Origin of the sequence: Labrenzia sp. OB1 (genome assembly GCF_001624695.1) — a bacterium.
Taxonomy (GTDB): domain Bacteria; phylum Pseudomonadota; class Alphaproteobacteria; order Rhizobiales; family Stappiaceae; genus Roseibium.
Window position 1 is genome coordinate 145,621 of record NZ_JSEP01000012.1, and the last position, 10,237, is coordinate 155,857.

Annotated in this window: 15 protein-coding genes and 1 tRNA gene; 4 read left to right on the plus strand and 12 right to left on the minus strand. The window is 53.9% G+C overall.

Annotation, left to right across the window (positions count from 1 at the left end; all coding sequences use genetic code 11):
* Positions 1 to 32: 32 nt before the first annotated feature.
* From OA90_RS17050 to OA90_RS17060, 3 genes are all read right to left on the minus strand, one after another.
* On the minus strand, positions 33 to 773 hold the full coding sequence (locus OA90_RS17050; RefSeq protein ID WP_068414537.1) for a cytochrome c biogenesis protein CcdA: 741 nt from the start codon (positions 771 to 773) through the stop codon (positions 33 to 35).
* Between the two features lie 169 nt (positions 774 to 942).
* The gene (locus tag OA90_RS17055; protein WP_082837105.1) at positions 943 to 1,923 is read right to left on the minus strand and encodes a TAXI family TRAP transporter solute-binding subunit; all 981 of its coding nucleotides are present in this window, start codon (positions 1,921 to 1,923) and stop codon (positions 943 to 945) included.
* Between the two features lie 276 nt (positions 1,924 to 2,199).
* Complete coding sequence (locus tag OA90_RS17060) at positions 2,200 to 2,493, minus strand: hypothetical protein (protein ID WP_068414540.1); 294 nt, start codon at positions 2,491 to 2,493, stop codon at positions 2,200 to 2,202.
* A 375-nt stretch (positions 2,494 to 2,868) separates the two neighbouring features.
* Between OA90_RS17060 and OA90_RS17065 the strand changes: the two genes are divergently transcribed.
* From OA90_RS17065 to OA90_RS17080, 4 genes are all read left to right on the plus strand, one after another.
* Positions 2,869 to 2,944, plus strand: a tRNA-Lys gene (locus tag OA90_RS17065).
* Positions 2,945 to 3,042: 98 nt separating this feature from the next.
* Entirely contained in the window at positions 3,043 to 4,302 is a 1,260-nt protein-coding gene (locus OA90_RS17070; RefSeq protein WP_068414542.1) for an integrase family protein, read from the plus strand.
* Between the two features lie 313 nt (positions 4,303 to 4,615).
* The gene (locus OA90_RS17075) at positions 4,616 to 5,227 is read left to right on the plus strand and encodes a hypothetical protein (RefSeq protein WP_156510537.1); all 612 of its coding nucleotides are present in this window, start codon (positions 4,616 to 4,618) and stop codon (positions 5,225 to 5,227) included.
* 371 nt (positions 5,228 to 5,598) lie between these two features.
* A complete protein-coding gene (locus OA90_RS17080) occupies positions 5,599 to 5,841 on the plus strand; it encodes a hypothetical protein (protein ID WP_068414548.1) in 243 nt (80 codons plus the stop codon).
* Positions 5,842 to 6,147: 306 nt separating this feature from the next.
* Here OA90_RS17080 and OA90_RS17085 read toward each other — a convergent pair whose 3' ends face one another.
* From OA90_RS17085 to OA90_RS17120, 9 genes are all read right to left on the minus strand, one after another.
* Positions 6,148 to 6,792, minus strand: coding sequence for a putative peptidoglycan-binding domain-containing protein (locus OA90_RS17085; RefSeq protein WP_156510538.1), 645 nt, complete (start codon positions 6,790 to 6,792; stop codon positions 6,148 to 6,150).
* Between the two features lie 85 nt (positions 6,793 to 6,877).
* Positions 6,878 to 7,183, minus strand: a complete 306-nt coding sequence (locus OA90_RS29550; protein ID WP_199823749.1) for an SOS response-associated peptidase family protein — start codon at positions 7,181 to 7,183, stop codon at positions 6,878 to 6,880.
* Entirely contained in the window at positions 7,135 to 7,539 is a 405-nt protein-coding gene (locus OA90_RS29555) for an SOS response-associated peptidase family protein (protein ID WP_068414557.1), read from the minus strand. Before OA90_RS29555 ends, OA90_RS29550 begins: the two co-directional genes overlap by 49 nt.
* A gap of 208 nt (positions 7,540 to 7,747) precedes the next feature.
* A complete protein-coding gene (locus OA90_RS17100; protein WP_199823745.1) occupies positions 7,748 to 8,311 on the minus strand; it encodes a DUF4760 domain-containing protein in 564 nt (187 codons plus the stop codon).
* A gap of 412 nt (positions 8,312 to 8,723) precedes the next feature.
* Entirely contained in the window at positions 8,724 to 9,065 is a 342-nt protein-coding gene (locus OA90_RS17105) for a hypothetical protein (RefSeq protein WP_068414564.1), read from the minus strand.
* Positions 9,062 to 9,322, minus strand: coding sequence for a hypothetical protein (locus OA90_RS28610; protein ID WP_199823746.1), 261 nt, complete (start codon positions 9,320 to 9,322; stop codon positions 9,062 to 9,064). Before OA90_RS28610 ends, OA90_RS17105 begins: the two co-directional genes overlap by 4 nt.
* On the minus strand, positions 9,300 to 9,650 hold the full coding sequence (locus OA90_RS17110) for a hypothetical protein (RefSeq protein WP_068412259.1): 351 nt from the start codon (positions 9,648 to 9,650) through the stop codon (positions 9,300 to 9,302). The genes OA90_RS28610 and OA90_RS17110 overlap by 23 nt, the downstream gene beginning before the upstream one ends.
* Entirely contained in the window at positions 9,650 to 9,868 is a 219-nt protein-coding gene (locus OA90_RS17115; RefSeq protein WP_068414567.1) for a hypothetical protein, read from the minus strand. Before OA90_RS17115 ends, OA90_RS17110 begins: the two co-directional genes overlap by 1 nt.
* 12 nt (positions 9,869 to 9,880) lie before the next feature.
* Positions 9,881 to 10,237, minus strand: a 357-nt coding sequence (locus OA90_RS17120; RefSeq protein WP_199823735.1) for a M15 family metallopeptidase, incomplete at its 5' end; no start/stop codon positions are given.

The window sequence follows — 10,237 nt, forward strand, 5'->3', positions numbered from 1 at the left end:
ACGGACTGGTTCTTCCAACCGCCCGCATAAGGCTATCCGAGTGTCTGCAGCGCGGGAAACGTCTCCAGAAGCCAATACGACAGGACTGCGATCTGACCGGTCAGAAACATGATTCCGGTCAGCACAAGGACACCTCCCATCGCCTTTTCGACCGTTCCCATATGTTTGCGAAAACGCTTCATGAATTTCAGAAACGGGCCTGCAAAAAGTGCAGCCAGCAGAAAGGGAACACCGAGCCCCAGCGCATAGGCGCTCAACAGCAAGGCCCCCTGTGAAACCGTTTCCTCGCTCCCCGCGACAAACAGGATTGCCGCCAGGACCGGACCTATACACGGCGTCCAGCCAAATCCGAACGCCAGCCCGATGACATAGGCACCAAGTGGACCTGCGGGTTTCCTGTCGACATGAATACGGGCCTCCCGGTACAGGAAACCAATTCTGAAGACGCCCAGGAAATGCAGGCCCATGATGATGATCGCGGCACCGGCGATATAGCCCAGATAATCCAGATAGGCACGAATGACCTGCCCAAAAAAACTGGCGGTCGCGCCAAGAAGGACGAACACCGTCGAAAAGCCGAGTACGAAGATAAGCGCACTGAAAAAAGCTCTTCGCGAGGCGTTCCCGACCTCACCGTCTTCCCCTGTCAGCTCATCGAGCGACACACCGGCCAGAAACCCCAGATAGGGAGGCACAAGAGGTAAAACGCAAGGCGACACAAAGGACAGGAGACCGGCAAAAGCAGCGCCGATGATTGTAACATCCTGGATCATATGGGGGTCCGGCAGGTTCGAGATTTCATCTGGGGGAAATTAGCTTGGTCACGTTCCCGCTCATTCAGGCACACTTGTCTAGTCCGGTTTGCCCGCAGAGCAAAGACAATTGCCGCTCACCTTTTGGAGAGTACCGGCAGAACCGCTTGTCCACTTGTGAGTTCAAGCCCTAGTCGGCCGCCGGCAACAATCCCTGATCCCGGTAGAACTTCAATGCACCTGGATGAAGCGGGGCCGGCATGTCTTGGGAAACCATCTCCTCGACTCTTAGCAGGCCCAGGGCCGGATGCAGGCGTTTGAAACTTTCAAAATAGTCGAAGACCGCCTTGACCACCGTGTAGACGATGTCATCGGGCATCCTTGCCGAGGTAATGAAGGTGGCAATCACTCCCAGAGACTCGACCGGCCCGGAAAACCCGTACAGTTCTGCGGGAATAAGCGCCTTGGAGTAGTAGGGCATCTCGCGCACCATTGTGTCGACGGCATCGTTCCTGATGCCGAGCAGTTTGATATCGCATTGTTCCTGAGTTTCCTCGATCAGATTGGCGGGGTGGCCGATCAACTCGAAATAGGCGTCGATTGTCCCTGAACAAAGTGCCTCTGCAAGCTCTGACGTCTTCAGGTTCGAGACATTCAACTGGTCTTCCCGCACCCAGCCCAGGCTACCGATCAGTGCGTTCCAGGACGCAGCCGATCCGGACCCCTGACTGCCAATGTTTATTTTTGCCGATTTCAGATCGTCGAATTCCAGGAACCCGGCTCCTTCCCTGACCACGATAGTTGCGACTTCCGAATGAAGGGAAAAGACGGAGCGCAAATCCTCGAATGGCTCGACCGATGCAAAGACGGAGGTTCCGAAATAGGCGTGGTGTTGCCAGTCCGACTGGACGTAACCGAAGTCCAGGTCTCCAGACCGGATCAGCCGGATATTCGAGATCGATCCGACCGTCATTTCAACCGAGCAACGAATCCCGTGTTTGGCTCGGCTCAAATTGACGATTTTGCAGGTCGCTCCGCCGGTGGGAAAATAGACCCCCGTCACACCGGCTGTACCAATCGTGATGAAATGCTGGTCCCGGGCAAGGGACGGCCCAATGAAAATCGGAAAAAAAACTATGCACAAGAACAGGTTATAAATCGCTGCAGCCACAGAAAGTCCGGCTCGGTTGAACGGAGATTTCCATTTCCACGGGACGTAATCGCGCTTCAGGCTCCTGGACAAGACTAAACTCTACCCTCTTCGGTCCGGATTGGAGCAATTCCCCCAACAAGGGATAACAAACCGGGTTGGGTAAAACCAGCGATCCTTGCATCATGATTTTAATTTCGGGAACAAAAAAAGGCGCTTCCGCGCCTGCAACCCCAAATCCCGGAAATCGGAATATGCGCCGGCCCCTCTACCATAGCCGGTCATATCCGCATCGGTTCAGTTGTTTCGCCCCCCCATGATCACCTCGAAAAGCTTGCTCTCCATCTCTTCTTCGTCGTCGCCTTCCCGCAGCCCCTGACGCCACTGATCCAGGATCAGACGCAAGCCAAGGGTTTCACGGCTGTGGGGAAGATTGCCGAGGAAAGCTGAAAAGAAAGAATCAAGATGTTCCCGGTCGATCAGTCCCTGATCGATCAGCCCGTGAATAAGCGTCATCGTCGCCGCGATATGACCCTTTACGAAATCAAACTCGATTGAGCTCGTTTCTGTGTCCACTGTCGTTATCTGCATGTAACCTCTCTTGCACGCAACAACTTTACATCACCGAGCATTTCCACGCCACCTGACAGTTTTTGCAGGAGAATGATCGTTATTTTCCTAAATTTGAATATTATTGATCAACACTTGTGAAAATATCGGCACGCTCACTCGTAATGATTACCATTAGGTATTCTATTAAGGCCGCTAATACCTGAATATACTGGCATTTCCCCTTTGAGTAACCAGAAAACCCGCTCTCAAAACTGAGGCCTATCTGTTCTTTTCCAACCTGTTGAAAAAATTCAGTTTGCCTCTTGCAATGTCCCCTTTGTCAGCCTAAACACACGCCACCAACGCGGTCGCGCTGCAGACAAAGCGCCGGGGCCCGCACCGGAAATTTGGTGAGAGCCGATAGCTCAGCTGGTAGAGCAACTGACTTTTAATCAGTAGGTCCAGGGTTCGAACCCCTGTCGGCTCACCAAAAACCCCCAGAAAAACAATCACTTACAGGTGTAGCGGAACCCAGAGATTGACAGTCTTTGCGATTTGGGTTCCGATTTGGGTTCCGGAGGAATTGTCTTGGAAACCCTGAAGATGACTGAACGCTGGCTCAATGCCTTGAAGCCGGCTTCTACCCGTCAAGAATTTGCCGACAGCCTTTCTCCCGGCCTGCGCCTGCGCGTCGGTGCACGCAAGATGACCTGGTCCCTCCTTGTCAGGAGCGCGGAAGGCCGGACAAGAATTGCACTCGGCACATATCCGGCGCTTGGTCTTAAAGACGCGCGTGTGAAAGCAGCGAACACTGCCGAGGAAACCTGGTCAGCGCTTGCAGATAGAAGTGGAGAGAACAGACAAAAAGTCGGCACTGTGCGTGACCTGTTCACCTTCGTGATTGACCAGATGCGTGCCGAAGGCGTGGCCACTGTCAACGAGTACGAGAATTATCTCGTCAATCGGAAAGACAGCGCCTTGAACATCATCGGCATGGATGACCAGGGAAACGACATCCCCGCCAACTGTGTGACGCCCGACGATGTAACCAAGTGGCTTAGAAAGTTTCATGAAGCCGGCGCGCAGACAGGTCACCCCCGCGCCTATCTCTCTGCCGCTTTCGGGCGAGGTCTTTCCGCCGACTATGACCCGACCAATCCCAATCCGGACATCCGTTTCAAGTTGAGCGCCAATCCTGTCACTCATGTAGGTGGCAAGATGAAAGGCCAGCCGCGTGACCGGGCGCTATCCATGGAGGAGTTGATCGAGTTCTGGCACGGCTTCAACGGCCGCGGGGTCAGCCCTCAAATGAAACTGACCTTTCGACTCATTATAACTATGGGCGGTGTACGGATCACGGAGATCGTGCACAGTCAAAAACCCTGGTACGTGATGCGGGGAAAAGAGCGTTGGCTAGCGCTGCCAAGAACCAAAAACGAACATGCGCATGACCTTCCTTTGAGTGGAATGGCCGAAGCCGCGTATCAGGCCGCACTTTTAATTTCGGACCCCGGCAGCCAATATCTCTTTCCCAAACACCATCAGCCAGACCAGCCGCAGACGCTGAACAGCATCAGTCAGTCGGTGAGAAAGTGGTGCGCCCGGAACGATGTCGAACCGTTTCAGCCGCGTGATTTACGGCGAACGATCAAAACGCTGCTGATTGAACGAAACCCAACCCTCAACAGGGACTGGATCGACATATGGCACAATCACGGCCGCGCATCCGATGTAGCCCGAAAGCATTATGACCGGGCGGAGTATGTGGCGGTAAAACAAGCAGTTGCGGCGGCAATTGATGATCTGATGGTCGATGTCGAAAAGCGCACATTAAGTCGCTCGACTTGAAAGGGATCTGGCCCCAAACGAAATGCGCCATCATGCTTCGCTATGCCACGTTCCGTTGATTTCTAGGGGTTTATGGACGTTCGCCGGTTCCACCAAGCTTGAACAGACCGTGAAGAAAAATGTCCTTTTGCCGACAAGATATGACAAAAGAGTCCCGAAATCTGTTCCCCACCTCTTAACCTGATTGACAATCACCCTTCGGCCTATTGCTTCTGAGTACAGCCCCAGTGCTCAAGCTCTCATATCATCCCAAAAATTGACAAGGTGGAATTGTCAGCAATAACGTCGCCATCATTGAACTTCGAGGCACAATATGAGATTCCGATTCTGCATTTCTGTTTTGCTGGCCGCGTTGTTGGCTTCCTGTCAAACCGTTGAAACGAGCGTCGAAAGCTATTCGCACTTTCCAGGTCACCCTGGCGGTAAGACGATCCATGTTTATCCGTCAAAGGCAGCCAGCCGAACAACTGCATGGAAATCCGCACGGCCCAAGATTGAGGCCGCCTTCCGTGAAAAAGGCTTCAAGATCGCCAGCAGTGCTAAGGCTGCCGCCTACGAGGCCCAAATCCATCTTCAGATCGATGGCGGCCGTCTCGTCGACACGGTCGATTATTTGCCGAACTATGGTGTCACGAGCATCGAGGTATCGTCGGGTTACGGTTATGGCGACACTGTCACGGTAACGCCAGCTTACGGCGTAACTGGCCATACTGCTATTCCAGGCAAGATGGTCGTCTACAGACGCGGCCTTGCCGTTCGCATATACGACGGCAGAGATAAGATCCTTTTTCAGGCTACCGCAGATAGCTCAGGCGGATGCAACAACCTCGCCCTGGTTGCCCCATATCTCACACGTGCGGTTTTGAAGAATTTCCCAAAAGAAACTAACGGGAATGTCAGTATGAGTTTCAGCGAAAACTGTTAGCTCCACGCGCAACTTGCCTTAATTGAACGCAGGCCAACTCGTGTTTGACCAGTCGGGAGCGCTATCTGAGACACTTATGGTGCTGGCTGTCGGATCGCGAACCTAGTGCTCCATGTGCTGCGCTGGCTGAAGGAAAGCTGCAAGCAGGTCTCGATTGGTTCCGGAGCAACGCCACAACCCGGCGAACCAAGCGGGCCGAAGTGTGCCACAATAGCGTCGCGGCCCCCGGCTGTTGGCATATTATTCTTGAGCTTGGTAAAATGATCGAATGGTGGGCGCCACCGCTCTAGGTTTTTCAACCTGCGTTGTGTTGAAGGCTTCTTACAGCTGACCTATAAAGAACAAAATAGGTACATTGCCGAAAGAACCACATGTCGAGACGCAGCCGACGCGGGCTTATCAACAAAACCGAGGTGCTGCAAAAGCTGCAGACGGGTCGCGCCGGTGCTGTTCAGGTTTGTGCGCAGGCGGAGATTGGGTCTAAGGAATACAAGCTGGCCGGATACGTTCAGGAAGCCATCGACGATCTCGCCGACAAGTTGACCGGCGACCGGGAAGTTTTCTGGTCGGGTGCCGCAACCACGCCTGCCCGCGAAGACAGTGAGAAGAGGTGAAACTTCAAGCTCCTTGTCCTGCCGCTCGACACGCGCAACGATTGCCTGAGTTCCATTCAGAAGCCGCCACTGTAGCTTTTCAACAGTGCTGCTTTAAGCAACCGCGTTGCACCCCAAACCTTCACCTGATGAGCCTGCGGGTCACGGTATTCGCATGACAATCAACCCTGCTCCGATTCAAGGCGCGATCAAGCTGATCCGTAACTCATGAAACCCAAGTTGAAGGGTCAGAGCTATTTCGTTTTGGAACTTCAGTCCGGCAATTTCTTAACTACTCTGTGAAGCAATGTCCTCACAATCGGGCACTCAAAGGTATTTACGCGCCCTATAGCTTGCCTTTTTCCAACGATTGACAAGACCAGCCCAAGGTATACTGGTCTCATCACGCCCCAGGCTTCGCTCGTATGTCTCCCGAGCCAGTTCAATTTTTTCGATCAGCTTTTGCGGGTTTTTCTCCGCAGCCCGAAGCGCGTGCCGGGTATTGGGCCCAAACTTACCGTCAACACGCACACCCAAGGCTATCTGTAGCGTCTTTACGGCCCCGGTCGGCCCCCTGTTCCAGGCGATATCCCGCAACAAAAACTTGATTGCGTTGGTATCGGTTTCGCGTGATGGAAAATCTGTCTTGCCGGCAATGTATACGACCGCTTGGCGTTCCGCTTGGTCTTGCTTCCCAGCCTCAACTAGCCGTCGAAGTTTCCAGGCCTCAGCGTAATGGTATTTGTCATTTACCCCAGCTACTTCAAATGTCCCGCCGCCGTCCCACGGATCTAGCATGTACACACGAATTCGGCCTTGTGCGTCGACCCGCTTTTCAAAGTTGACAATGTACTGAACCATTTCTAGGCGTAAATCTGGGCTGGTTTCCGGTGATTTCGAAAGCGAAGTGCACCCTGACACAAACACCAGCGCAAAGAAGACGGCAAAAATTCTTAAGTGACTGATGGCCACGAGCAACTCCCCCCAAAAACGTCATTTGGAGAACTATCGCACGGAAAGGGTGGCAGTCACAATCACCTCAGCCAAGAGTTGTCTTTCAAAGGAAACGATGCTCAGCCATATGTGGTTCAAGTTTCAATCCAGCTCGGCGCATCGCGGTCCCTTCTACCCGGGACGAGTTCACGGCGCGGTTCACGCGGAAATAGGTCAACTCGCCACCGAGGTTCTCGCCCAACAAAGCCCTGGCATCATCGACAGCCACGGCCGGACCGATCCAGCTGTCATAAACATCCGGTCTAAGGATGATCGGCATGCGGTGGTGAAGCTCAGAAATGTTGGGATCGGCAGCCGCGGTCAGGATTGTGCAACTGGTGACCTCAAGGGCAGCGTTATAGGACCACAGGCCAGCGAACGAAAACGGCTTTGCCTCGGCAGCTCGATCAGCCTAGGATCCTTCTTGCCGTCGTCTTCGTTCTTGGTCCATTCATAGTAGCCATCGGCCGGGATCAGGCAGCGTTTCGACTTGAAGGCATCCCGGAAGGCCGGCTTCTTGTGCGCGTCCTCACTGCGGGCATTGAACATCGGCCACTTGGAGGTCAACTCTTTGGTCCAATGCGGCACCAGCCACAAGCGTCCTTCGGACACAACCTGACCGCCGCCCTTGTCCAGATGCACGAATGGAACGTCCTGCGTCGGCGCGATGTTGAAGCGCGCTGCGGTGTTGCGCGCCTTGTCATCCGAACGGACGAGATTATACATCCGCCAGAGATCCGCACATAGAGAGACGCTAGATGCGGAGTAACCAAGGGTCAATTAGATTAGGAAGTGCAAAATAGTAAACAGAGCGTCTTACAATCTTCACCTTCTTGCTACCCAAAAAATAGACCACATCTCTCGATTACCTCATTTGATAAAAATATCTCTAGTTGTTATAACATAAAACAAAATAGGATCTGATTGAAAAATACTAAAACCATTTCTTCTTACTCTTCTCAAGCCAATTCTCTTTTTTCTTATTATTTTCACTATAAATTTCACTTAATTCTTCTAAGTTTTTATACAAGGTTTCTCGTCCAGTCTGACTTCGTAGTTCAAAAACGAACTCTCGTGCCATATCCCATTGTTTCACCAAGCCTTTTTTGTACCATTGTTCAAAAATTTTCGCGCTGATCGTACCGTTGTGAATTCCTATGGCAATCAGCTCCAAATGGTTCAATGACCGCCGGATTTGTTCACAATCATTGCTCGCATGCCGGTCGGAATGCGCGTACTGTTTCAAACTGCGTTCATTGCTGTTGTATAATGAGTTGAATTTGGCGTGAGCGTCCAGAAGCTCTCTGTCACTTTCAGCGCGTAACATCAGCTCTATGGTGCCTCTTTTGATAGTGGTTGCCCGATTAATAGCAATTCCAAAGAAGGTTACGAGCGCTGCAGTGAATCCAACAATAAGTGAAATGACTGTAGAGAAGACAATTGCCTTAAATACGGAGTCTATCGGAAAAAAATTTCCAATCTCAAACCATTCAAACATTCCCTCCCCCATAAACGTATAAAGCTGCCAACTAAGGCAGCTTTATACTCTAGGTTGCTGAATAGCGCAATCACATCTTTCGTGTCGCTGCAGCCATCACCAAACTGCTTGGGGTCAGCCTAATCCGCCCCATCCTTCTTTGAGTGCCATTTCACAGTCTCCGTACAGATCAATTTCAATGAAAATCTCGAACGCACCTAGCCATAACCGCAACGGATTGCATTTTCAACCCAATCCAAGTAGATCCGTCCACTGTCTCGTATTTGACCCCAATTCTCCGTAATTCAAGTAAATTTCTCGTAAACGCAAAGATTGGGGACATCTAGCTGCTCGATTCGCACCTGAAGGACGGACGCTAAAAGAACAACTCCTCGCGCGCACGAACGGGTTTCGTCTCAAGAGAACAAGGCTTCTACCTCCTCGGAACGCCGCGCCAAATCTCCAGCATATCCTTCGCGAAGGTCTTAGGATCCCGGCTCGCCCTCAGGATAAACACCGCGATATTCCGGCCGGCCATCGCCAGGATACCAGCCATGCCGTAGGCCCATTCCTCGCCGAACCCGAAGAGGCTGCACACCGGGTCCCCGAACACCAGCGCCGCCATGAATCCTATGAAGAAGGTCATCAGGCGATCGCGGGCCGACAGGTCCTTTGGCAAGGCCGCGCCGATCACGGCAAAGGCGCTGATCGCACCGATCTTGGCGAGCGGCAGTTGCCAGAACCATTGCCAAGCCCAGTCACAGAACTCTCTCACTCCACACCCCCTGTCATCTCTCCCCGAAACCTGTCGTGCCACCCCACGCAGCGCACCACGCGCGCGTTGGCCTGCCCGAGCGCCCGGTCGGTCTTGATCAGCGCCAGGTCGAGCGGATCGCCGACTTGAACGCCGGAACGCTCTCGCTCACGACAGTCTGGTGGCAATTCAGGCGGCGCGGTCTCCGCCGCAGCAGCCGCGCCAAGCCTGGCGCCGGCACCGGCCGCCCGGTCCCTATCGGTTTGACAGGCGCTCAAGAAGAGGCCGATCGACAACAGCATCAACAGTCGAAACATAATCATCCAGCTCCAGGGCTTGTTGGGTGCGCAGGGCTTCGGACTCCGTCAGCTGTTGCTGAAAGGAGAAGTTTGCGGTTTCCAGCGCGGCAGTGCGCCGTTTGAGTACGGCCAGCTCGGCCTCGGCCGCGGCCAGTTCAACATCGGCGACATAAGAGGAAACGGCCGCGCGCACGGCACTCGACTTGTCGAACGTGTGCCAGGTGAAAAGCGCCAGCCCGACTGCCGCAAAGGCGGTCAGGATGGCGCCGGTTCTGGATGTCCAGAACCAGCTGAGGGCGGCGAACATCAGCCGTAGTCCTGCGGTAGGCGGGTCTTCTTCGGCCACTGTTTGGCAACGACATCGAGGCCGAAGGCTCCGCCGGCGAACAGAAACACCGGTGTCGTCAGCAGCTCCGCCCAATATTGCGCCACGCTACCGCCGCCGCTCCACAGATCGAACCCGCAAAGCACCAGAAGAGCGGCGAGCAAGGCCCATGCGGTTTCCCGCTTGTATGTCTTGACCATCGGAAACCTCCTTTAGAGACGGGCCGCCTGGACGTGCATCCAGTCAAAATTGGCGGCGCGGCCGAGCGAAACCCAGCCCTCGGCTTCCCATGCGCGCCAGAACGGAATGGCGTCGTCGAGCGACAGGCGCGCCTGTGGCCGCTTCCAGGACAGGCGGTTGCGTTCCGGATCGAAGTCGATGGCAATGCCCCAGGAATGCATGGAATAGCGGCTGCCGCCGCGCATGCGGCGCACGTTCAACGAACCGCCAAAGAGATCGAGACCGAGATCCTTGATCTGCCGGTCTGAATAGAGGCCGCGGATCTTGTGAAACGCGCGCTCGGCCGAGGCGGCAACCTTGCTGTGAAGAGTGATCGTGCGCACCGGCAC

Bases quoted from the DNA above. Each gene is read 5' to 3' on its own strand.
- OA90_RS29555 (WP_068414557.1), bottom strand. From the start codon at position 7,539: ATGTATAATCTCGTCCGTTCGGATGACAAGGCGCGCAACACCGCAGCG.
- OA90_RS17115 (WP_068414567.1), bottom strand. From the start codon at position 9,868: ATGGTCAAGACATACAAGCGGGAAACCGCATGGGCCTTGCTCGCCGCT.
- OA90_RS17050 (WP_068414537.1), bottom strand. From the start codon at position 773: ATGATCCAGGATGTTACAATCATCGGCGCTGCTTTTGCCGGTCTCCTG.
- OA90_RS17075 (WP_156510537.1), top strand. From the start codon at position 4,616: ATGAGATTCCGATTCTGCATTTCTGTTTTGCTGGCCGCGTTGTTGGCT.
- OA90_RS17080 (WP_068414548.1), top strand. From the start codon at position 5,599: ATGTCGAGACGCAGCCGACGCGGGCTTATCAACAAAACCGAGGTGCTG.
- OA90_RS17110 (WP_068412259.1), bottom strand. From the start codon at position 9,650: ATGTTCGCCGCCCTCAGCTGGTTCTGGACATCCAGAACCGGCGCCATC.
- OA90_RS17100 (WP_199823745.1), bottom strand. From the start codon at position 8,311: ATGTTTGAATGGTTTGAGATTGGAAATTTTTTTCCGATAGACTCCGTA.
- OA90_RS17060 (WP_068414540.1), bottom strand. From the start codon at position 2,493: ATGCAGATAACGACAGTGGACACAGAAACGAGCTCAATCGAGTTTGAT.